Source organism: Blastococcus sp. LR1 (assembly GCF_020166105.1).
In the GTDB taxonomy this organism is placed as follows: Bacteria; Actinomycetota; Actinomycetes; order Mycobacteriales; family Geodermatophilaceae; genus Blastococcus.
This window is the reverse complement of sequence record NZ_JAIUJY010000001.1, coordinates 755188-777231: the sequence shown is the minus strand read 5'-3', so window position 1 is coordinate 777231 and position 22044 is coordinate 755188. Positions and strand designations below refer to the sequence as shown.

Annotated in this window: 20 protein-coding genes; 10 read left to right on the top strand and 10 right to left on the bottom strand. The window is 74.2% G+C overall.

Going from position 1 to position 22044, the window contains the following annotated elements; genetic code table 11:
• Nucleotides 1-5 precede the first annotated feature (5 nt).
• The 4 genes from LBW97_RS03865 to LBW97_RS03850 are packed head-to-tail and all read left to right on the top strand — an operon-like array spanning nt 6 to nt 4162.
• Nucleotides 6-470, top strand: coding sequence for a biotin/lipoyl-containing protein (locus LBW97_RS03865; protein WP_224498078.1), 465 nt, complete (start codon nt 6-8; stop codon nt 468-470).
• Nucleotides 467-1831 (top strand): acetyl/propionyl/methylcrotonyl-CoA carboxylase subunit alpha, encoded by a 1365-nt coding sequence (locus LBW97_RS03860; RefSeq protein ID WP_224498077.1) that lies wholly within the window; start codon nt 467-469, stop codon nt 1829-1831. The genes LBW97_RS03865 and LBW97_RS03860 overlap by 4 nt, the downstream gene beginning before the upstream one ends.
• Nucleotides 1831-3312, top strand: coding sequence for a biotin carboxyl carrier protein (locus LBW97_RS03855; RefSeq protein WP_224498076.1), 1482 nt, complete (start codon nt 1831-1833; stop codon nt 3310-3312). The genes LBW97_RS03860 and LBW97_RS03855 overlap by 1 nt, the downstream gene beginning before the upstream one ends.
• The gene (locus LBW97_RS03850; RefSeq protein ID WP_224498075.1) at nt 3305-4162 is read left to right on the top strand and encodes an HAD-IIA family hydrolase; all 858 of its coding nucleotides are present in this window, start codon (nt 3305-3307) and stop codon (nt 4160-4162) included. Before LBW97_RS03855 ends, LBW97_RS03850 begins: the two co-directional genes overlap by 8 nt.
• 11 nt (nt 4163-4173) lie before the next feature.
• Here LBW97_RS03850 and LBW97_RS03845 read toward each other — a convergent pair whose 3' ends face one another.
• Complete coding sequence (locus tag LBW97_RS03845) at nt 4174-4932, bottom strand: metallophosphoesterase (RefSeq protein ID WP_224498074.1); 759 nt, start codon at nt 4930-4932, stop codon at nt 4174-4176.
• Nucleotides 4933-5009: 77 nt separating this feature from the next.
• Between LBW97_RS03845 and LBW97_RS03840 the strand changes: the two genes are divergently transcribed.
• Nucleotides 5010-5387 (top strand): PadR family transcriptional regulator, encoded by a 378-nt coding sequence (locus LBW97_RS03840; RefSeq protein ID WP_224498073.1) that lies wholly within the window; start codon nt 5010-5012, stop codon nt 5385-5387.
• Nucleotides 5374-6057, top strand: a complete 684-nt coding sequence (locus LBW97_RS03835; RefSeq protein ID WP_224498072.1) for a hypothetical protein — start codon at nt 5374-5376, stop codon at nt 6055-6057. Before LBW97_RS03840 ends, LBW97_RS03835 begins: the two co-directional genes overlap by 14 nt.
• Here the strand turns inward: LBW97_RS03835 and LBW97_RS03830 are convergent.
• The 6 genes from LBW97_RS03830 to LBW97_RS03805 are packed head-to-tail and all read right to left on the bottom strand — an operon-like array spanning nt 6044 to nt 12742.
• Nucleotides 6044-8647, bottom strand: coding sequence for a bifunctional FO biosynthesis protein CofGH (locus LBW97_RS03830; RefSeq protein ID WP_224498071.1), 2604 nt, complete (start codon nt 8645-8647; stop codon nt 6044-6046). The two genes, LBW97_RS03835 and LBW97_RS03830, sit on opposite strands and share 14 nt — an antisense overlap.
• A gap of 51 nt (nt 8648-8698) precedes the next feature.
• Nucleotides 8699-9553, bottom strand: coding sequence for an ABC transporter permease subunit (locus LBW97_RS03825; RefSeq protein ID WP_224498070.1), 855 nt, complete (start codon nt 9551-9553; stop codon nt 8699-8701).
• On the bottom strand, nt 9550-10518 hold the full coding sequence (locus tag LBW97_RS03820; protein WP_224498069.1) for an ABC transporter ATP-binding protein: 969 nt from the start codon (nt 10516-10518) through the stop codon (nt 9550-9552). The genes LBW97_RS03825 and LBW97_RS03820 overlap by 4 nt, the downstream gene beginning before the upstream one ends.
• On the bottom strand, nt 10515-11597 hold the full coding sequence (locus LBW97_RS03815) for a hypothetical protein (protein ID WP_224498068.1): 1083 nt from the start codon (nt 11595-11597) through the stop codon (nt 10515-10517). Before LBW97_RS03815 ends, LBW97_RS03820 begins: the two co-directional genes overlap by 4 nt.
• A complete protein-coding gene (locus LBW97_RS03810; RefSeq protein ID WP_224498067.1) occupies nt 11581-12177 on the bottom strand; it encodes a sigma-70 family RNA polymerase sigma factor in 597 nt (198 codons plus the stop codon). The genes LBW97_RS03815 and LBW97_RS03810 overlap by 17 nt, the downstream gene beginning before the upstream one ends.
• A gap of 52 nt (nt 12178-12229) precedes the next feature.
• Complete coding sequence (locus LBW97_RS03805; protein ID WP_224498066.1) at nt 12230-12742, bottom strand: flavin reductase family protein; 513 nt, start codon at nt 12740-12742, stop codon at nt 12230-12232.
• Between the two features lie 34 nt (nt 12743-12776).
• Between LBW97_RS03805 and LBW97_RS03800 the strand changes: the two genes are divergently transcribed.
• From LBW97_RS03800 to LBW97_RS03790, 3 genes are read left to right on the top strand one after another with little or no spacing between them, the layout of a single operon-like run.
• Nucleotides 12777-14201 (top strand): NAD(P)/FAD-dependent oxidoreductase, encoded by a 1425-nt coding sequence (locus tag LBW97_RS03800; RefSeq protein ID WP_224498065.1) that lies wholly within the window; start codon nt 12777-12779, stop codon nt 14199-14201.
• Between the two features lie 20 nt (nt 14202-14221).
• Nucleotides 14222-15187: a TIGR01777 family oxidoreductase gene (locus LBW97_RS03795; RefSeq protein ID WP_224498064.1), complete on the top strand. Its 966-nt coding sequence runs from the start codon at nt 14222-14224 to the stop codon at nt 15185-15187.
• Between the two features lie 57 nt (nt 15188-15244).
• Nucleotides 15245-16048 carry an SGNH/GDSL hydrolase family protein gene (locus LBW97_RS03790; RefSeq protein ID WP_224498063.1) on the top strand — a complete coding sequence of 268 codons (804 nt, stop codon included), beginning with the start codon at nt 15245-15247 and terminating at the stop codon, nt 16046-16048.
• A 66-nt stretch (nt 16049-16114) separates the two neighbouring features.
• Here the strand turns inward: LBW97_RS03790 and LBW97_RS03785 are convergent, their stop codons facing one another.
• The gene (locus LBW97_RS03785) at nt 16115-18049 is read right to left on the bottom strand and encodes a bifunctional diguanylate cyclase/phosphodiesterase (RefSeq protein WP_224498062.1); all 1935 of its coding nucleotides are present in this window, start codon (nt 18047-18049) and stop codon (nt 16115-16117) included.
• Between the two features lie 308 nt (nt 18050-18357).
• Between LBW97_RS03785 and LBW97_RS03780 the strand changes: the two genes are divergently transcribed.
• Complete coding sequence (locus LBW97_RS03780) at nt 18358-19395, top strand: LLM class flavin-dependent oxidoreductase (protein ID WP_224498061.1); 1038 nt, start codon at nt 18358-18360, stop codon at nt 19393-19395.
• Nucleotides 19396-19476: 81 nt separating this feature from the next.
• Here LBW97_RS03780 and nadC read toward each other — a convergent pair whose 3' ends face one another.
• Nucleotides 19477-20370, bottom strand: a complete 894-nt coding sequence (gene nadC, locus LBW97_RS03775; RefSeq protein WP_224498060.1) for a carboxylating nicotinate-nucleotide diphosphorylase — start codon at nt 20368-20370, stop codon at nt 19477-19479.
• On the bottom strand, nt 20367-22043 hold the full coding sequence (locus tag LBW97_RS03770) for an L-aspartate oxidase (RefSeq protein ID WP_224498059.1): 1677 nt from the start codon (nt 22041-22043) through the stop codon (nt 20367-20369). The genes nadC and LBW97_RS03770 overlap by 4 nt, the downstream gene beginning before the upstream one ends.
• Between the last annotated feature and the right edge of the window lies 1 nt (nt 22044).

The window sequence follows — 22044 nt, the reverse complement described above, 5'->3', positions numbered from 1 at the left end:
GCGGCATGCACCTGACGCCGGACGACGTCCGCGACGTGTTGCGGGTGCTGGACTCCAGCGGTCTCGACGAGCTGCACCTGGAGACCGCCGACCTGTCCCTGACCGTGCGGCGCGAGGGCGCGGCCGGGTGGACGGCGGAGCAGCAGGTGACTCGTGCGCCCGTCGTCGAGCAGCGCGCGGAGCCGGTCGCCGCCGCTGTGGCCGCGCCGGCTGCCGCCGTGGAGGAGGGCCTGGTCGCGGTGCACCCGCCGCTGCTGGGCACCTTCTACCGGGCGCCTCAGCCGGGCTCCCCGCCGTTCGTCGACGCCGGCGACACGGTCGACGAGGAGACCGTCGTCGGCATCGTCGAGACCATGAAGATGATGACGCCGGTGCACGCCGGCGTCCGCGGGACGGTGGTGGAGTTCCGCACCGGCAACGGCGAGTTCGCCGACGCCGACGCGGTGCTCTGCGTGGTGGAGCCGGCATGAGTCGCATCCGCCGGCTGCTGATCGCCAACCGCGGGGAGATCGCCGCGCGGGTGATCCGGACCTGCGCGCGGCTGGGCATCGAGTCGGTGCTCGCCGCCTCCGACGCCGACCTCGACTCGCTGCCCGCCCGGCTGGCCGACCGCGTGGTGCGGCTCGGCCCGGCGGCGGCCTCGGCGTCGTACCTCGACCCGGCCGCCGTGGTGCGCGCGGCGCAGTCGGTCGGCGCCGACGCCGTGCACCCCGGCTACGGCTTCCTGTCGGAGAACCCGTCGCTGGCGCGCGCCTGCGCCGCGGTCGGCATCGTCTTCGTCGGGCCCACCCCGGAGTCGCTGGAGGCGGTGGGGGACAAGCTCACCGCGCGCTCGCACGCCGTCGCCGCCGGGCTGCCGGTGGTGCCGGGTGGTGAGGCCGCCGATCTGACCCAGGCCCGCTCGGTGGCCGAGGAGGTCGGCTACCCGCTGCTGGTCAAGGCGGTCGGGGGCGGTGGCGGCCGCGGCATGAAGCTGGTCCGCGAGCCGGATGACCTCGCGTCCACCCTCGACCTCGCCGTCTCCGAGGCAGCCGCCGCCTTCGGGGACCCCCGCGTATACCTCGAGCGGTACGTCTCCTCGGGCCGGCACGTCGAGATCCAGGTGCTCGGCGACGGCTCGCGGGCCGTGGCGCTGGGCGACCGCGACTGCTCGGTGCAGCGGCGCTACCAGAAGCTGTTCGAGGAGGCCCCCGCCCCACTGCTCTCGGACCGGCTGCGGGCCGAGATGGCCGACGCCGCGCTGCGGCTGTGCGCGCACCTGGGCTACCGCGGGCTGGGCACTGTCGAGCTCCTCGTGGACCGGGTGCGGGACACCTTCTACTTCCTGGAGATGAACGCCCGCATCCAGGTGGAGCACCCGGTCACGGAGATGATCACCGGCCTCGATCTGGTTGCCGAGCAGCTCGCCGTCGCCGAGGGGCAGCCGCTGCGGCTGCGCCAGGAGGACGTCGTCCTCACCGGGCACGCCGTGGAGTGCCGGATCAACGCCGAGGACGCCGCGGCCGGCTTCCGGCCGTCGCCCGGCCGGATCGACCGGGTGGTGCTCCCGGTGGGGGAGGGCCTGCGCGTGGACACCCACGTGCAGGGCGGCGCCGTCGTCCCGCCGTTCTACGACTCGCTGCTGGCCAAGCTGATCGTCCACGGCACCGACCGCGACGACGCCCTGGCCCGCGCCCGGGCTGCGCTGGACCTGCTGCGGATCGACGGGGTGACGACGACGGTGCCGGTGCACCGGGCGTTGCTTGACGACGCCGAGTTCCGCGCCGGGGGAGTCGACACCGGCTTCTTCGAGCGCTTCCTGTCCGCCCGCGACCTGGTGGGAGCCCGCTGATGGCCGACGTGCAGCTCGTCGACGTCTCTCTGCGTGACGGCAACCAGAGCCTGTGGGGGGCCACCGGCTTCCGCACCGCACACGTGGTGCAGGCCGCACCGCTGCTGGAGCGGGTCGGCTTCCGGGCGCTGGACTACCTCTCCAGCACCGCCATGGGGGTCGCCGTCCGGGTGCACCAGGAGGACCCGTGGGAGCGGATCCGGCTGACCCGCGCGGCGATGCCGACGACGAAGCTGCAGTTCATCGGCACCGGGTTCCGCTTCATCAGCTGGCAGAACTCGCACCCGGAGACCATGCAGCTCGTCTACGACCGGCTGGTCGTCAACGGCATCGACCGGGTGGTCGTGCTGGACCCGATGCACGACATGGACGCCGCCCGCGAGACCGCCCGCCGCCTGAAGCAGGCCGGCGTCGACGAGGTCGTCGGCGCGCTGACCTTCACGATCAGCGAGGTCCACGACGACGCGTTCTACGCCGGGATCGCCGCGCAGTACGCCGCCGACGCGAACTTCGACCGCGCCTACGTCAAGGACCCGGCCGGCATCCTCACCGCCGAGCGGGCCCGCACCCTGCTGCCCACGATCACGGCCGCGCTCGGGGGCAAGCCGCTGGAGCTGCACTCGCACGCCACCATCGGGCTCTCGCCGCTCACCTACTCCCTGGCGCCGGACCTCGGCGTCGAGGTCGTGCAGGTGGGCAGCGGGGCGCTGGGCAACGGGTCCTCCCTGCCCGAGGCGCGGCGCACCGTCGCCAACCTCCGGGAGATGGGGCACACCGTCGCGATCGACGACCGGGCGCTGGGCCTGGTGTGCGACTTCTTCGACGGCGTCGCCGTCGCCGAGGGGCTGCCGGCGGGCCGCCCGCAGGACTTCGACGCCGCCTTCCTGCACCACCAGATCGCCGGCGGCGTGATGACGACGACGAGGCGGCAGCTGCGCGAGATCGGCATGGAGGACCGCTTCGAGAGCCTGATCGAGGAGGTGGGCCGGGTCCGCGCCGAGATGGGCCACCCGATCATGGTCACGCCGTTCCCGCAGATGGTCGTCTCGCAGGCGCTGTTCAACGTGATCGGCGCGGAGCGCTACGCGAACGTCCCGGACCAGGTCATCCGGTACGCGATGGGCAGCTTCGGCCGGCCGACCGCGCCGATCGACCCCGCCGTCCTCGACCGGATCCTCGACCGGCCGCGGGCCCGCGAGCTCGCCGCCGAGCCGCCCCCGCCGTCCCCTGCCGAACTGCGGAAGCGGTGGCCCGGGGTGGGCGACGAGGAACTGCTGCTGCGGGCGCACATGCCCGAGGAGCAGGTCGACGCCATGCGAGCCGCCGGCCCGGCGCCGCGGCACTTCAACGCAGGTCTGGCTCCGGTGCTCGACCTGGTGGGCCAGCTCGGCTCCCGCCCTTCCGTGCACGACCTCTCCGTCGCCAAGCCGGGCTTCCGGCTCTCCGTGCGCCGCACCTCCGAAGGGACCCTCAGTGCCTGACTCCGCCGCCCCCGATCCCGCGGCTCTCAACCGCCTGCGCCGGGTCCACGGTGTCGTCCTCGACATGGACGGCACGCTGGTGATGGGCGACCGCAACAACCAGGGCATGGTCCCGCTGCCCGGCGCGTCCGCGCTCCTGGAGACGCTGGCTGAGCGGGGGACGGGGTTCTGCATCTACACCAACGGCACCGTGAAGACCCCGCAGCAGATCGCCGACGTCCTGCAGGGCATCGGGCTGCCGGTGCGCGAGGAGCAGGTGCTGACCCCGTCGTCGACGGCGGTGGACGTGTTCGTCGAGCGCGGGTACCAGCGCGTGATGGTGCTCGGGGGCAAGGGGATCACCGAGCCGCTGGAGGCGGCCGGCATCGAGACGGTGCCGCCGCTGCGGGGGACGCCGTGCGACGCGGTGATGGCCGGCTGGTTCCGGCAGGAGCTGACCTTCGACGCGCTGGAGGCAGCCGTCTTCGCCGTCTTCGACGGGGCCGCGATGTACAGCGCCTCCCAGTCGCTGTTCTTCGCGACGGCGGAGGGGCGCTCGCTGGGGACGTCACGGGCGATCAGCGCCGTCGTCCGCGACATCACCGGCCGCGAGGCGACCGTCGTCGGGAAGCCGTCGCTGGACGCCTTGCGGACGGCGGCGCGGCGGCTGGGGCTCGAGCCCGAGGACCTCGCCGTGGTGGGGGACGACCCGGAGCTTGAGGTGCCGATGGCGCACGCCGGCGGGGCGTTCGCGGTGGCGGTGCACACCGGGATCGGGCACGCGGAGTCGTTCACCGAGCTGCCGCCCGAAGTGCGCCCGCACCTCGACCTGGCCGACGTCGGCGTGCTCGCGGAGCTGCTCCGCGGCTGATCGGGGTCGGCTCAGCGAGGTGCGGGCCGGTCGTCGACACGGCCGGTGCGCAACGCGTCCGCGACGTCGAGCCGCGCGTTCCCCTCGGCGATCGCGGCGGCGGCTTCCCAGTCGTACTCGACGGCGCGGAACTCATGGGCCCAGCTGCCGCCGGCGTCGTCGGCGATCGCGTAGCGGGCATGCGGAGTGCCCGCCTCCATCACGTGCGGATGCGGAGCGTCGTCGTCGTACGCCGGCCAGCCCACGCTCCCCGGGTTGAGCACCAGCGCGCCGGTGGACAGCCGCATCGCACGCTGCAGGTGGGTGTGGCCGCACAGCAGGAGAGGGACGCCGGCGGACGAGCCGAGCCGATCGAGCACCTCGGCCTCCGTCGCCGGGCGGGCGCCGTCGGGGTCGACGGTCTCCAGCAGGTAGACGAGGTCGTCGGTGGGGGAGCCGTGGAAGGCGAGCACCCCGTCGGCCGGCTCCAGGGTGAGCGGGAGCCGTGCCATCCAGGCGCGGTGCCGCTCGTCGATCGTGTCGTGGGCCAGCCGGTCGGAGGCGCCCATCCGCTCGCGGGGCAGCGTGAGCAGCTGCCGCTCGTGGTTGCCGGCCACGGTGAGCACGTCGAGCTCCATCAGCCGGTCCGCGGTGGCCCTGGGGAGGACCGCGCCGGAGAGCAGGTCGCCCAGGTTCACCACCAGGTCGACGCCCTGGGTAGCGATGTCGGCCAGGACCGCCTCCAGAGCTGGCAGGTTTCCGTGGACGTCGGAGATCGCCGCGATGCGCACCGCGGAACGCTAACCCGCCGAAGATCGAGGCCGGTCACTACTAGGCAACACCGAATAGCTCCGCTACCTTGTCTCGCATGGCACCGGATCCCGACCGCCGCACCCAGCTGCTCCGCGGGGTGCTGGACACCTGCCTGCTGGCGCTGCTCGCCCGTACGCCCACACATGCCTACGACCTCGTCGTCCTCCTCGAGAAGCACGGCGTCGAAGGCATCGGCTACGGCACGGTCTATCCCCTGATGGGCCGGCTCCGGCGGCAGGGGCTGGTGGAGGAGCGGTCCGAGCCCAGCCCCAGCGGACCGCCGCGGAAGGTCTACTCCGTCTCCGCCGCGGGTCTCGCCGCACTCGCCGAGTGGGCCCAGCAGTGGGATGCCACCACCTCGTCCGTCCGCACCCTGCTCGCCACCACGGGGGCGCTCCCCGACCAGGAGGTTCCCGACCATGCCCATGCCTGACACCGCGACCACGACGGGCGAGATCGAGTCGGCCATCCGTGCGCTCGACCGGGAGCTCATCCGCCTGCGGATCCCGCGCAGGGACCGCGCCGAGGTGGTCACCGAGGTGGGGGAGGACCTCCGCGCCGGTGCCGCCGACGGGCTCACCCCGGACGCCCTGCTCGGTGACGTCGCCACGTTCGCCCGGGAAGCCGTCTCGGCCCGCGGCCTGGTGTCGCGCCCGCACGACTCCTGGAACGGTGCGGCGATCGCGCTGGCAGGCGGTGGCGTCGCGCTCGTCCTGGGCTACCTGCTGTTCCTGGAGGTGCTGAATCCGCTGTTCAGCCGCTGGTTCGAACTGGACGGCCGCTATCCGCACGCCGGGCCCGCGCTGGTGTACGCGCTCCTCGCCCTGACTGCCCTCGGCGTCGGGCTGACCGCCTACGGCCGTTTCCTCGCGGGCCGGCCAGCAGCCCGCGCGTCGGTGGTCCGGGCCGCGGTCCTGCTGCCCGTCGCCGCGGCGCTGGGCGTGGCAGCCGCGATCTGGTTCGGCTGGACCCAGGACTACTCGACCGCGATACCCGTCGTCCTGGTGGAGCTGCTCCTCGTCGCCGCCCCCTGCGCGGGGGCCCTGTGGCTGGCCCGCTGGTGGGGACTGCGGGCGGCGGCGCCGGAGCTCAGCGAGGCGTGATCGAGAGCGTGAGCCGTGCGCGGCCCTCGTCGGAGCGTGCGGTCGCGATCCGCTCGGCCGAGGGCGTGCCGTACTCCGTGGTGCGCTGACGGGCCGGGCGGCCGATCGCGGCGGCCATGGCCTCCAGCTCGGCGATGGTCTTCAGCGAGCCGTTCTCGCTGCCGGCCATGCGGCTGATCGTCTCCTCCATGAGCGTGCCGCCGAGGTCGCTGGCGCCGCCCTGCAGCACCGCCTTCGTCCCGGCGTCGGCGAGCTTCACCCAGGAGGTCTGGATGTTGGGGATGCGGCCGTGCAGCAGCAGCCGGGCGACGGCGTGGATCGCCCGGTTCTCCCGCACCGTCGGGCCGGGGCGGGCGACGCCGGCCAGGTAGATCGGTGAGTTGTGGTGCACGAACGGCAGCAGCACGAACTCGGTGAAGCCGCCGGTGCGGTCCTGCAGCGCAGCCAGCGTCCGCAGGTGCCCGACCCAGTGCGCCGGGGTGTCCACGTGGCCGTACATCATCGTCGACGTCGTCGGGATCCCGACCTCGTGCGCGGTGCCGATGATCTCCAGCCACGTCGCCGTCGGCAGCTTGCCCTTGGTGAGCACCCAGCGGACGTCGTCGTCGAGAATCTCCGCCGCCGTGCCGGGGATCGAGTCCAAGCCGGCGGCCTTGAGCTCGGTGAGGAAGTCGCGGAACGACAGCCCGGTGCGCGCCGCCCCGTTCACGATCTCCATGGGGCTGAAGGCGTGCAGGTGGATGCCCGGCTGCCGCTTCTTCACCTCGCGGGCGAGGTCGAAGTACGCCGTCCCGGGCAGGTCGGGGTGGATGCCGCCCTGCATGCAGATCTCGGTCGCCCCGGCCGCCCACGCCTCGTCCACGCGGTCGCCGACCTGCGTCATGGACAGCGTGTAGGCGTCGGCGTCGGTGCGCCGCTGGGCGAACGCGCAGAACCGGCAGCCGGTGTAGCAGACGTTGGTGAAGTTGATGTTCCGGTTCACGACGTAGGTGACGTCGTCACCGTTGACGTCGGCGCGCACCGCGTCGGCCAGCGCGCAGAGGTTCTCCAGGTCCGTGCCGTCGGCGCCCAGCAGGGCCAGGTACTCGGCGTCGGTCAGCCCGGCCGGGTCCTGCTCGGCGTGCAGCAGCGCGGCCAGCACCTCGCGGTCGCCGGCAGCGATCGCGGTGGAGGAACCGTCCCGCGCGGACTCGGTGCGCGAGCGGAGCTCGGACCAGTCGCCGTAGACGGCGTCGAAGTCGCTGCGCCGGTCATCCGTGCGCCCGACCGTGTCGACCTCGACGTGCAGGTCCACCCGCCCGGTGGACGTCCACGACTCGTCCGGCTCCTGCCACGGCAGGCCCACCGGCAGCCGCCCCTCGACCGCCAGCCCGTCGGGGCCGGCCAGCGCGTCGACGTGCGGCCGCACCCGCGGGTCCAGCCACGGCTCGGGCTGCAGCACGTACGGCGGCTGGGCGGCCAGCCGCTCGCGCAGCTCGAACCCGGCCTCGGACGAGAGCGCGGCGAGCTTGTCGATGTTCGGCCACGGACGCTCCGGGTTGACGTGGTCCGGGGTCAGCGGTGAGACGCCGCCCCAGTCGTCGACGCCGGCGCGCAGCAGCAGGCCGAGTTCCGTGGAGTCGCTCAGGTTCGGCGGCGCCTGGACGCGTGCCTTCGGGCCGAGCAGCAGCCGGGTGACGGCGACGGCGGCGACGTACTCCTGCAGGTCGAGGTCGTCGTGCGCCTGCATCGCGGTCCGCGGCTTCGCCCGGAAGTTCTGGACGATCGTCTCCTGCACGTGCCCGTGCCGCTGGGCGCTCGCCCGGATCTGCAGGACGGCGTCCACCCGCTCGGCGTAGTCCTCGCCGATGCCCAGCAGCACACCGGTGGTGAACGGAACGGCGGAGCGGCCGGCGTCCTCCAGGACCCGGAGCCGGACGGCGGGCTCCTTGTCGGGGGAGCCGAAGTGCGGTCCGCCGGGCTGCGACCACAGCCGCGTCGCCGTCGTCTCCAGCATCATCCCCATGGAGGCGGCGACCGGCTTGAGCCGCTGGATCTCCTCCCACGACAGCACGCCGGGGTTGAGGTGGGGGAGCAGCCCGGTCTCCTCGAGCACCCGGATCGCCATGGCCCGCAGGTAGCCCAGCGTGGAGTCGAAGCCGTGCGCCTCCAGCCACTCCGCGGCGACCGGCCAGCGCTCCTCGGGGCGGTCGCCGAGGGTGAACAGCGCCTCCTTGCAGCCCATGGCCGCACCTGCGCGGGCGACGTCGAGCACCTCGTCGGGGGAGAGGTAGGGCGCCTTGCCCTGCGCCCGGAGCTGGCCCGGCGTCGTCACGAACGTGCAGTAGTGGCAGCGGTCCCGGCACAGGTGGGTGAGCGGGATGAACACCTTGCGGCTGTAGGTGACCACTCCCGGCCGTCCGGCGGACGCCAGACCGGCGTCGCGCACCCGGCCGGCGGCGGTGAGCAGCCGGTCCAGCGGCTCACCCTCGCCCAGCCCGCGCGCGTGCAGCAGGGTCTCGGCCTCCACCGCGTCGAGGGGAACGCCGCGTTCGGCGCGCACCAGGGCGCGGCGGACGGCGGACTCGGAGGGGGCAGGCAGAGCGCTCATAGCAGGACCGACGCTATCCCCGCGCGATGTCGATCGTGTTCCCGCCCCGGCCTACAGGTCGCGGCGGGCGAACGACACGGCGGCCAGCGCCCACACCATCGCGGTCCAGACGACGGCCCACGCGAGGTAGGTGCCGGTCAGCGGCGCCATGCTCAGGAACGGGAAGGCGCCGGCGTCGGCGTCGCCGAAGAAGGCCAGCGCCGACGGGTCCTGGAAGGCGTTCATCGCCCCCCGCCACAGGCCGTCGGTGGGCAGGATCATCCGCGAGACGCTGCCGACCCGGGCGACGGCGTCGTTGCCGAGCGAGTCCCCGATGCCGCCGACGACGCCCGCGACCCAGGTGGTGCAGAACAGCCCGACCGACACCACACCGGACGCCATCGGCGAGATCACGGTCGAGAGCAGCACGGCCAGGGTCAGCAGGACGACCGTCTGGGCGGCCAGCAGTGCGAGCGCCTTCGTCGGCTCCGGCGGCCAGTAGTCCACCGACGCCCGCACGATCAGGCACTGGGCCAGCCCGGCGAGGACGACGAACCCGCTTCCGAAGACGACGAGCCCCAGCCACTTGCCCAGCAGGAAGGTTGACCGGCGGATCGGGCGGGCGAGGACGGCCAGCGCGATGCCGGACTCCGTCTCGCCCGAGAGCGTCGGGCCGGCGAGGAACGCGGTGCCGAGCGCAGCGATCAGGCTGTAGCCGAACATCACGAGGTTGAGCACGATCGACGCCGTGAGCCGGGCCTCGCCGCTGGTGAGCGAGCCGCCGGTCTCCGCCGCGAACCGGGAGAAGCCCCAGCCGCTGAGCCCCAGCAGGACGAGGGTGAGGACGCCGAGGGCGAGCAGCACGCGACGGCGGGAGGCCTCGCGCAGGGTGAGCCCGGCGATGGTCAGGACGGCGCGGGCGTTCACGCCGCACCACCCTCGGTGCCGTCGCGCAGGATGCCGAGCAGGCGTTCCTCCAGGCTGATCCGACCCGGCTCCACCGCGTGCACCCGGACGCCGAGCGCCGCGAGGTCGCGGACGAGATCGGGCACGGTGTCCTCGTCGTCGACGGGCAGAGCCACGGTGAACCACTCGCCCTCCCGCTCGACGCGGCCGGCGGCCGACAGCCGGGTCTCGCCGGCCGGCGGGAGCCCGGTGAGGTGCAGCCGCACCTCGTGCTGGCCGAGCAGCTCCAGCAGCGTGCCGGAGGCGGCGACGTGCCCGCGGTCCAGGATCACCACCCGGTCGCAGACCCGCTCGACTTCGCCGATCAGGTGCGAGTTGAGCAGCACGGCGATGCCCCGGGACTTCAGCGAGAGCACGATGTCGCGCACGTCCACCCGGCCCAGCGGGTCCAGAGCGCTGGTCGGCTCGTCGAGGACGACGAACTCCGGTCGGGCCACCAGCGCGACGGCCAGACCCAGCCGCTGCTGCATGCCCTTGGAGAAGCCGCCGACCCGGTCCGCGGCCCGCTCGCCCAGCCCGACGAGGGCGAGCGCCTCCCGCTGCTCGGGCGCGGGGATGTCGACGCCGGAGAGCCGGACGTGCAGTGCGAGCACCTCCGCGGCGGTCAGCCACGGCTGGTAGCGGAAGAGCTCGGGCAGGTAGCCGACCCGGACCCTCGCGCTGGGGTCGGCGGCGGGCCGGCCGAGCAGCATGACCTCGCCCGCGTCGGGGCGCACCAGGCCGAGCAGCATCTTGATGACCGTGGTCTTGCCCGCGCCGTTCGGCCCGAGCAGCCCGACCACCTCGCCGCGGCCGATCTCCAGCGAGACGCCGTCCACAGCGGTCCGCTTTCCGTAGCGCTTCCGCAGACCGGTGCACCAGACGGCGGGCGTGGGCGGGAGGCCGGCGACCAGGTCGGCGGCCTCCCGCAGGTCGGACTGGCTCATCCCAGCGCCCGGGCGACCGAGAGCACCTCATCGGTGTCCAGGACGCCGGCCACCACGGTCACCACGCCGTCCTCCACCCAGACCACGGCGGCCAGCGCCCGGTCCCGGGTCTCCAGCACGGTCGCCTCCTCGCCGTCGACCTGGGCGGTCGAGGTGGTCACGTAGTCCGAGGGCACCGGGAGCGGCAGCGTGGAGCCGTCCGCGGTGAAGGTGCGCAGCTGGTCCGCCACGTCCCCCGGCAGGCCGGGCAGGGAGAGGAGGTAGTCGCGCAGCGTCTCGAACTGCACGCCGGAGGAGAACGCGGTCGGGGCGACGGCGCGGCCGACGACCAGCGCCGGGATGCCGGACGAGCTCGTCCACACCTGGGCCACGCCGGGGCCGGCGTCCAGCCGGACCGAGCTGCCGTCCAGCCCGGGCGGCGGGGCCGGCAGGCTCTGGCCGGCCTCCGCGGCGGCCTGCGCGGCCTTCTCCGCGGAGAAGGTGAAGGTGGCGCTGAGCTCGCCGGCCACCTGGTACTCGGGCTCCCCGATGACGCCGCCGGGCAGGGCGTCGACCTCCGGCAGGTCCAGGCCGCTCAGCTCCTCCGCAGTCGCGGCGTCGGGCACCTGCTGGAGGCCGTCGTCGCCGGTGAACACGACGTCCCCGTAGGCGGTGAGATCCGGCAGCGCGACGAGGTCCGCGGTGCGCAGCCCGACGGCGGCGACCTCCTCGGTGCGGAAGATCTGCAGCCAGTCGTTAGCCGCCGCGGTGCCGGCACCGGCCAGGACGACGCCGACGGCCAGCGCCGCGGCCGCGGGCCGGCGCAGCCACTCGCCGGCGCGGCCGCGGCGAGCCGGAGCCGCCGCCGGCCGGGGGGCAGTCGCGTGCGTGGCCGCGGCGAGCCGCGCCCAGCCGGCGGCGACGTCGGGTGCCGGGGTGGTGTCGGTCAGCGCGGCACCGACGACGGCGGCGTCGCTCCGGGCGGCGGCCAGGTTCGTCAGGCACTGCGCGCAGTCGGCGACGTGCCGGCGGTCGGGATCGGAGACGCCGGCCGGCTCGTCGAGCAGTCGGCGCAGCACGCCCTCAGTCGGATGACGCATGACGGTTCAGCTCCTTGCGCAGGGCGGACTCGGCGCGACGGACGGTCGTGCCGATGCTGCCGGGGGACAGATCGAGTGCGGTGGCGACCTCGGCGTAGCTGAGGCCGCTGTGCCGGAGCACCAGGGCGACGGCCTGGGTGCGGGGGAGGGTGGCCAGCGCCGCGCGGACGCGGCTGCGGTCCTCCCGGGTGAGCACGGTGTCGGCCACGTCGGGGACGACGGCGTGCTCCGTGGCGGCGACGGTCTCCTCGCGGGAGGTCCGGCGGCGTCCCGAGCGGATCAGGTTGAGCGCGGTGTGCGCGGCGGCGACGGCGAGCCAGCCGCCCGCCTCACCGGCCTGGACGCGGGACCGCCCGAAGGAGAGGAAGACCTCCTGGGCGACGTCCTCGGCCTGGTCCCGCGAGCCGAGCACCCGGGCCGCGACGCCCACGACCCGCGCGTACTCGAGGCGGAAGACCTCCTCGAGGTCGGGCCGCACCGACGTCGCCACCGCGTCCAGCCTTCCGGGCCGGCCTCCCGCAGCGCGGGGGCGTGCCAGGACGACGGCGGCCGCCGGTCGTCCCTGGGTTACGAGCTCCATGCCTGACTAGCACCGCCGAGGTCGCGGATGTGACATCCGCGCCGGAATTCGCTCAGCCGCGACCGGCCAGGCCGCCCGTCTCGTCGACGAACCGGCCGCGCAGCCGGAGCAGCGGGAGGGCCGCCGGGTTCAGCACCGGCACGCCCACCACCTCGAGCAGCGCCAGGACGTGGTCACCGGCCTCGACCAGGCGTTCCAGCCGGCAGTCCAGTGCCGCCGGCGACTCGCTCAGGACGATGCCGCCGCTGTGCTCCGCCCGGGTCCACGGCACCGTCTCCAGCAGGTGCCGGGCGCTGGGCCGCCCCGCGGAGGAGAACCGGGAGGCGACGATCGCCTGGGGGGCGGCGAGGACCGTGAGCGCGCAGCTGCCGACCGACTCCAGCACCTCCGCCGGGTAGCCGTCGGCGGTCAGCCCGACCGCGACCAGCGGCGGCGACGCCGACACGCTCATCACCGAGGTGACGGTCGTGCCGACGTCGTCGATGTCGTCCCGCACGGTCAGCAGGCAGACCCCGGCGGTGTACTGCGCCAGTGCTGCGGCGAACTCGTTGCGGTCGACCGGCATGCGCCCAGTCGATCACAACCGGAGGATGGGCCGGGTGAGCGAAGAAGAGCGCAGTTACGACGTCGTCGTCCTCGGAGCCGGATCGACCGGGGAGAACGTGGCCGACGTCGTCGTCCGCGGCGGGCTCTCGGCGGTGCTGGTGGAGCCGGAGCTGGTCGGCGGCGAGTGCTCCTACTGGGCCTGCATGCCGAGCAAGGCGCTGCTGCGCGGCACGGAGGTGCTGGCCGAGGTGCGGTCGGTGGACGGCGCGAAGCAGGCGGTGACCGGCGAACAGGACGTCGAGGCGACCCTGGCCCGGCGTGACTCCTTCACCTCGAACTGGGACGACTCGGGCCAGGCGGAGTGGGTGGGCTCGGCGGGCATCGACCTGCTGCGCGGCACCGGCCGGCTGGACGGCGAGCGCACCGTCGTCGTGACCGACGCCGACGGCGGCACGGTGCGGCTGACCGCCCGGCAGGCCGTCGTCGTGTGCACCGGGTCGGAGGCATCCACGCCGCCGATCGACGGGCTGGCCGACGTCGGCGCGTGGACCCCGCGGGAGGCGACCAGCGCCAAGGCGGCCCCGGCCCGGCTGCTCGTGCTCGGCGGCGGCTACGTCGGCTGCGAGATGGCGACGGCGTGGCAGGCGCTGGGCTCGCAGGTGACGGTGCTGCAGCGCGGCGGACGGCTCCTGCCCGGCCTCGAGCCGCAGGCCGGCGAGGCGGTCGCCGCCGCCCTGCGCGACGCCGGCGCCGACGTCCGGCTGAACACCTCGGTCACCGGGGCGCGCCGGGACGGCACCGAGGTCGTGCTGACCACCGAGGACGGCCGGGAGTTCCGGGGCGACGAGGTGCTGGTCGCGGTGGGCCGCAGGGCGCGGACCGCCGACATCGGCGCCGACACCGTGGGCCTGGAGCCGGGGGAGTACCTCTCCGTCGACAGCACGCTCCGGGTCGAGGGCTCGTCCTGGCTCTACGGCGTCGGCGACGTCAACGGACGCCGGCAGCTGACCCACATGGGCAAGTACCAGGCCCGCCAGGCCGGGGCGGCGATCGTGGCGCGGGCCCGGGGCGAGGAGACCGACACCGCGCCGTGGTCGCCGTTCGTGGCCACCGCTGACGACGTCGCGACACCGTCGGTGGTCTTCACCTCACCGCAGGTCGCCAGCGTGGGCCGCACGGCCGCTCAGGCGGAGGAGGAGGGGCTGGCGCACCGCGTCGTCGAGTACCCGATCGGCAGCATCGCGGGCGCCTCGCTCTTCGCCGACGGGTACTCCGGTACCGCGATCGCCGTCGTCGACACCCAGCGCGAGGTGCTGCTCGGCGTCACCTTCGTGGGCCCGGCCGTGGCCGAGCTGCTGCACGCCGCGACCATCGCGGTGGTCGGCGAGGTGCCGATCGGCCGGCTCTGGCACGCCGTCCCTGCCTATCCGACGATCAGCGAGATCTGGCTGCGACTGCTCGAGGCCTACCGCGGGTGATCCCGCACTAGGTTCGCCGGATGAAGATCATTCTCCCCGGCGGTACCGGGCAGGTCGGTGGCGTGCTGCGGCGTGCGCTGGCGGCCAGAGGGGACGAGGTCGTCGTCCTCAGCCGTCGGCCGGAGCAGCTGGAGGACGGCGTCCGGCACGTGCTGTGGGACGGCCGGACGCTCGGCGCCTGGGCGGACGAGATCGACGGCGCCGACGCGGTGATCAACCTCGCCGGCCGGACGGTCAGCGCCCGCTACAACGACCGGAACCTGCGCCAGATGATGGACTCCCGCGTCGACTCGACCCGCGTGGTCGGGGAGGCGATCGAGCGCGCTGCGCAGCCGCCGACGGTCTGGCTGCAGATGAGCACGGCGACGATCTACGCCGACGCCCGCAGCCGCCCCGACGACCTCCCGCACGACGAGACGAACGGGATCATCGGCGGCGAGGAACCGGATGTGCCGCTCTACTGGGAGTACAGCGTCCGCATCGCCCGGCGGTGGGAGGAGACGCAGGCGGCGGCCGACGTCCCGGGTACCCGCCGGGTCGCGCTTCGGGCGGCGATGGTGATGACGCCGGACCGCGGCGGGGTCTTCGACTACCTCTCGTGGATGGCCCGGGTCGGCGTGGGCGGTCCGGTCGCGGGCGGCCGGCAGTACGTGTCGTGGATCCACGGCGACGACTTCGTCCGCGCGGTGGAGCTGCTCCTGGAGCGCGAGGACATCGAGGGGCCGGTCAATCTCGCCGCACCCGAGCCGGTGACCCAGCGCGCGCTGATGCGGTCGCTGCGCCGGGCCTGGGGGCGGCGGCCGGGCCTGCCGGCCACCGCGTGGATGGCCGAGATCGGCGCCTTCGTGCTGCGCACCGACACCGAACTGCTGCTCAAGAGCCGCCGGGTGGTGCCCGGACGGCTGCTGGAGTCCGGCTTCGTGTTCACCCACCCGACGTGGGACGGGGCGGCGCGGGATCTGGTGGCGGAGCGGCGTCGTCGGTGAGGTGGTTCACGCCGTCGCCGCGGGCGGTCGGGGCCGACGTCGTGCTGGAGTGGTCGGGTGCCGCTCGAACCCTCCGCACCGTCCCCCTGGCGCCGCTACATCGCTCTCGGCGACTCCTTCACCGAGGGGCTCAGCGACCCCGACCCCGCGCGCCCGGGTGAGTACCGCGGGTGGGCCGACCGGCTCGCCGAGCACCTCGCCGCCGCCACGGACGACGACGTCGAGTACGCCAACCTCGCCATCCGCGGCCGGCTGCTGAAGCAGGTCGTCGAGGAGCAGGTGGACGTCGCACTGGAGGCCAAGCCCGATCTGGTCAGCCTGGTCGCCGGCGGCAACGACCTGATGCGCCCTGGCTCCGACCCCGATGTGCTGGCCGCCGGGCTCGAGGCCGCGGTGGTCCGCCTCCGCTCGGCCGGTGCCGACGTGCTGCTGGCGACCAGCGTCGACACCCGCAACACCCCGATCCTGCGCCGCGTCCGCGGCAAGATCGCCGTCTTCAACACCAACATCTGGTCGGTCGCCAACCGCACCGGGGCGCTCGTCCTGGACCAGTGGGGCGCCCAGTGGGTGCAGGACTTCCGGCTGTGGGACACCGACCGGATCCACATGACCGACGAGGGTCACCGCCGCATGGCGCTGGCCGCCGCGGCCGCGCTCGGCCTGCCCGGTGCCAACGGCGAGGACTGGCGGACGCCGCTCCCGCCGCAGGGCCCGCGAGCGTTCCGCGCGGCGGTCGCGGAGGAAGCGGCCTGGGTGCGCGGCTTCGTCGCCCCGTGGATCGGGCGCCGGCTGCGCGGGCGCTCCTCCGGTGACGGTCGTCAGCCCAAGCGCCCCGTCCCGCTCGCGCTGCCCCGCAGGTGACCTGATGGAACGGCCCCGTCCAGGGTCCCGCCCTGAGCGTGTGAAGGGTGGGGAGGACGGGGCCCTTTAATCCTCATCCGGGTCGGCGAGCTCGTCGAAGAGGGTGCGCGACGCGAAGGACCCGGTGTCCTGCAGGTCGTGCGCCTCCGGGGTTCGCGGGATCCGCGGCCGGGGGAGCTCGATCGGCGGCGCCGGCGGCTCGGGCAGCAGCGGTCCGGCGACGTCCTCGACCGGCGCCTCGGTGGCCTCGCTCATCAGCACCTCGGCCGGGCTGGGCAGCGGCGCGGGGCGGCCGAAGGCGAAGCCCTGGGCCATGGCGCAGCCGTGCCGCAGCAGCCAGTCGGCCTGGTCCAGGTCCTCGATGCCCTCGGCGATCACCTGCAGGCCCATGCCGCGGCCGAGCTGCAGCAGACCGTGCACGAGCGCGGCGGTCGAGGGCTCGGTGACCACGTCGGCCACGAAGGAGCGGTCGATCTTGACGGTGTGGATCGGCAGCCGGTGCAGGGCGGTGATCGCCGAGTACCCGGTGCCGAAATCGTCCAGGGCGAGGGTGACTCCGGCATCGGTCACGACGGCGACGGCGTGCAGCGTGGCCTCGGCGGCGAACAGCGCCGTCGACTCGGTGATCTCCAGCTCCAGCCGGTGCGGCGGCAGGCCGGACTCGGCCAGGGCGTCGGCGACCAGCTCGGCGAAGCCCTCTTCGGCGAGATGCCGGGCCGAGATGTTGACGTGCACGCGCAGGTCGTCGGCCCAGGTGACGGCGTCCAGGCAGGCGCGGCGGAGCACCCAGGCGCCGAGCTTGGCGGTGAGCCGGTTGTTCTCGGCGGCGTCGAGGAAGGCGCCCGGGGGGAGCAGCCCGCGGGTGGGGTGCTGCCAGCGGATCAGCGCCTCGTAGCCGAGCAGCGCCTCGTCGCCCAGGTGCACGATCGGCTGGTAGAAGAGCCGCAGCTCCTCGTTGTCGAGGGCATGCCGGAGGTCGGTCTCCAGCTGGATCGCGTCGACCTCGTCGCGGCTGAGCGCTCCCTCGTGCACCTCGATGCGCGCACGCTGGCCGTCGGCCTTCGCCTTCTGCAGCGCGCTGTGCGCCTGGCGGAGCAGGTCGTCGGGGGTCATGTCGGAGCCGAGGGTGAGCCCGACGCTGGCCGAGAGGGTCAGCTCGCGGTCGTGGACGACGAACGGCTCGTCCAGCACGCTGAGCAGCCGCTCGGCGAGCGTGCGCAGACCCGCGAGGTCCTCGACGTCCTCGGCCACGACCAGGAACTCGTCGGCGCCCAGGCGCACGGCGGTGTCCTCGACCCGGGTGCTCCAGCGGAGCCGGTCGGCGAACTGGCTGAGCAGCAGGTCGCCGGCCTCGTGGCCCAGCGCCTCGTTGACCGCCTGGAAGCGGTCGATGTTCAGGTGGACCAGGCCGACCTGCAGGCCGCGGCGGCGGGAGAGCGCCACGGCGTGCCGCAGCCGGTCGGCGAGCGCCCGGCGGTTGGGCAGGCCGGTCAGCGGGTCGGTGTACGCGCGGCGGACGGCGTCCTCCTCCGCGCGGCGGCGGTCGGTGACGTCGACCATCGAGAGGACGACGAACTGCGGCGTCCCGTTGTTCTGGTGCACGACCTCGTGGGACTGGACGACCCACAGTTCGGTGCCGTCGGAGCGGCGCAGCCGGCGCTCGCCGTCGAGCAGGAGGTTCGGGTCCATCGCGGGCTCGCCGGGCGCCGGCTCGAGGCCGAGGTCGCCCACCGGCGGCTCGTCGGGGTGGGCCAGCAGGTCGATGTGCCGGCCGGAGAGGGCCTCGGGAGTGCGGCCGGTGAGGGCGCACATCCGCGGGTTGGCCACCAGCACGTGCCCGTCGAGGTCGACGAGGGCCTTGGGGATCGGCGCGGCGAGGAAGAGCGCCTGGAACAGCTGACCCCGGTCGGCGAGCAGCGTGTCGATGGCCCGCAAGCGCTGCCCGGCGGCGCCGCCAGGCGTGCCCGGGGACGAGGGCATCTCGGATGCGGGAAGGCTCACCGGGACAGCGTCACCCATCGTCATCGAAAAGTGACGGAACTTGGAGACGGAGAGTCGTGTTGGCGCCATCACTGCGTGTTATCTGGGGGTGTCGCCTCGTCATCATGTACCAACGACGGCGCGGATGCTGGTGAGGTCGTCGTATGGCGCTCCGCGCGAGGGTCTGCGGTCCCCGCCGTCGAACTACACGAACTCGTGGTCATCAGCCGCTGATCGCCACGAGTTCGTGCAGCTCGGCCTCACCCCGACCGGGAATCCCGCCGCCGTCGTCGGTGCTGGGCAGGGCAGGACGACGAGAGGGAAGTGCAGTGGAGAAGCGGATCGGGTTCCTGTCCTTCGGGCACTGGCAGCCCATCCCCGGGTCGCAGGTGCGCACCGGGCAGGACGCACTGGTGCAGAGCATCGAGCTGGCCGAGGCCGCCGAGGAGCTCGGGTTCGACGGCGCCTACGTGCGGGTGCACCACTTCGCCCGGCAGCTGGCCTCGCCCTTCCCGCTGCTGTCGGCGATGGCCGCCCGCACATCGCGGATCGAGCTCGGCACCGGCGTCATCGACATGCGGTACGAGAACCCGCTGTACATGGCCGAGGAGGCGGCGGCCGCCGACCTGATCAGCAACGGCCGGCTGCAGCTCGGCGTCAGCCGGGGATCACCGGAGACGGCGCTCCGCGGCTCGGAGGCCTTCGGCTACGTGCCGGGCCCCGACAGCACCGACGCCGACCTCGCCCGCCAGAAGACCGCGCTCTTCCTGGCCGCGATCTCCGGCGAGCCGGTGGCCGACGCCGATCCGCGCATGACCGGCGGACGCTCCGGCCAGCTGCCGATCCAGCCGCAGTCGCCGGGCCTCGCCGAGCGCATTTGGTGGGGTGCTGGCACCTTCGCGACCGGCGAGTGGACCGCGCAGCAGGGCATGAACCTGATGAGTTCCACGCTGCTCAGCGAGGAGACCGGCGTCCCCTTCGACGAGTTGCAGGCGGAGCAGATCGAGCGCTTCCGCGCCGCCTGGACCGCCGCGGGCCACTCCCGCACGCCGCGGGTGTCGGTGAGCCGCAGCGTCGTTCCGCTGGTCAGCGACGAGGACCGCGCCTACTTCGGCGGCGAGCGGTCAAGCCAGGACCAGGTCGGCATCCTCGAAGGTGTGCGCTCGCGCTTCGGCAAGAGCTACGCCGCCGAACCCGACGTCCTCGCCGAGCAGCTCGCCAAGGACGCCGCCGTCCGCGAGGCCGACACCCTGCTCATCACGATCCCCAACATGCTCGGCGTCGACTACAACGCGCGGCTGATGCAGAACATCGTGGAGCACGTCGCCCCGGCCATCGGCTGGGTGCACCCCGACAAGCGCGGCTGAGGGCCCGCTCTGCGGCCGTTCCTCGTGCTTTGTGGGTCCTGCAGGACGCCCAGAGCGCGAGGAACGTTGGCAGAGCGGAGTTCAGCGCAGGTCGAAGCCGAGGTCGAGCACCGGGGCGCTGTGGGTGAGCGCACCGACGGCGAGGTAGTCGACGCCGGTCGCGGCGACCTCGCCCGCGCGTTCGAGCGAGAGCCCACCGCTGGCCTCCAGCCGCACGCCCGTGCCGCGCACCAGCTCGACCGCGGTCCGGGTGTCCTCGAGCGAGAAGTTGTCCAGCAGGATCAGCTCGACGCCGGCAGCGATCGCCTCGCGGACCTGGTCGAGGGTGTCGCACTCGACCTCGAGCGCGATCGTCGGCGCGTGCACCCGCACCGCCTCGACCGCTGCGCCGATCCCGCCGGCCGCGGCCACGTGGTTGTCCTTCACCAGGGCCGCGTCGCCGAGCGCCATCCGGTGGTTGACGCCGCCGCCGCAGCGGACCGCGTACTTCTCCAGCACCCGCAGCCCCGGGATGGTCTTCCGGGTGTCGCGGATGGCGGCCGAGGTGCCGGCGACGGCGTCCACCCACTGCCGGGTCAGCGTGGCCACCCCGGAGAGGTGACTGATCAGGTTCAGCGCCGTCCGCTCGGCGGTGAGCAGCGACCGGGTCGGCCCGGTCACGCTGAGCACCGGCGTCCGGGGGCGCGCCGCCATGCCGTCAGCAGCGAGCAGGCTCACCTCGACGTCGCCCCCGCCCACGATCTCGAAGACCGCAGCGGCGACCGGAACCCCGGCCAGCACTCCGGGGGAGCGCGGCACGATGTCGCCGGTTGCGCGGGCGTCGGCCGGCACGGTGGCGATCGTCGTGACGTCGGGGCCCAGCGCCAGGTCCTCGTCCAGCGCGCGGCGGACCACCTGCTCGACCGACGCCGGGTCCAGGCCGCTCTCGCGGAGGACGTCGGCCAGCTCGTTCCGCAGCGGGAACCACTCGGTCATGCCACTCCCTGGGTCTGGTCGGTCGCCGGCACGCCGAGCGGCACGGTCCGGGTGTGCAGGCGACCCGAGGCGTCGAGGCTGTGCGCGATCCGCACCTGCCACTCAGGCCGGGGAGCCGGGGCATCGGCCCGGCGGTGGCAGCCCCGGCTCTCGGGGCGGGCGAGCGCGGCGGTGGCCAGGAGGGTCGCCACCGTGTGGACGGCGGTGACCTCGACCGCGGGCAGCGTCAGCGGCCCGTCGAGCCGGGGCGCCGCAGCCAGTGAACCGGTCAGCGCGGTCAGCCCCTCGGCGGTGCGGACGACGCCGGCGTGCCGGCTGGTGGCCACGCCTATGGCCTGCCGTGCGGCGGGGTCGATCGCGCCGGCCGCGGCGCCCGACCGCCGGGGCGTCGCGGGAGGCCCGGAAGGCAGGTCGGCGTCGAGCAGGGCCGCGCACCGGCGGGCGGCGACCAGGCCCTCGGTGATCGAGTTCGACGCGAGCCGGTTGGCCCCGTGCACGCCCGTGCAGGCGACCTCGCCGACGGTGTACAGCCCCGCGACGCCGGTGCGGCCGTCGAGGTCGGCCAGCACTCCGCCGCAGGTGTAGTGCGCGCCCGGGGTGACCGGCACCGGTTGGGTGGTCGGGTCGTACCCGGCGGCGCGGCAGGCGGCGAGGATGCCGGGGAAGCGGCGGGCCAGGAACTCCGCACCCAGGCCGGTGGCGTCCAGGTACGCGCAGTCCTCGCCGGTCGTGGCGAGGTGCGCGGCGATCGTGGCCGAGACGACGTCGCGCGGAGCGAGGTCGGCGAGCGGGTGGGCGTCGAGCATGATCCGCCGCCCCTCGCCGTCGACGAGCACGGCACCTTCCCCGCGCACCGCCTCGCTGATCAGCACCTGCTGACCGGCGGCGCCGGGCCCCTGCCAGAGCACGGTCGGGTGGAACTGCACCATTTCGACGTCGGCCACCTCGGCGCCGGCCCGCAACGCGAGCGCCAGCCCGTCGCCGGTCGCACCGGCCGGGCTGGTGGCCGCGGCGTACGCCTGCCCGTACCCGCCGGTGGCGAGGACGACGGCGTGCGCGCGCAGGTCCCCGGCGTCGACGAGTGCGCCGTCGTCGGCGACGCGGGCGACCCGCAGTCCGACGACGTCACCACGACCGGACTTCAGGGCATCCAGCGCGACGGTGTGCTCGAGCACCTCGACGCCGGCCGTGGCCAGCGCCTCGACGAGCGTCCGGGTGACCTCAGCGCCGCTGGCGTCGCCGCCGGCGTGCACGATCCGGTCGCGGCTGTGCCCGCCCTCGCGGGTGAGCGCGGGTCGGCCGTCGGCGGCGAGATCCAGACGCGCGCCGAGGTCCTGCAGCAGCGCGATCGCGGCCGGCGCCTCGGCGACCAGCGTCCGCACGGCGTCGGCGTCGCAGAGGCCCGCGCCGGCGACCAGGGTGTCGCGCACGTGCAGCGCCACGTCGTCGTCGGATCCGAGCACCGCGGCCAGGCCGCCCTGCGCCCAGCGGGTGCTGCCGTCTCCGAGCGCGCCCTTGGTGGCGACGGTGACCGCGCGCCCGGCGTCGGCGAGAGCGAGGGCGGTCATGAGCCCGGCAGCGCCGGAGCCCACCACGACGACGTCGGTCGTGCGGGTCCACCCGGCCGCGGGAATCGGCAGGGCGGGGACGACGCGGGCGAGGCCCGACGTCACC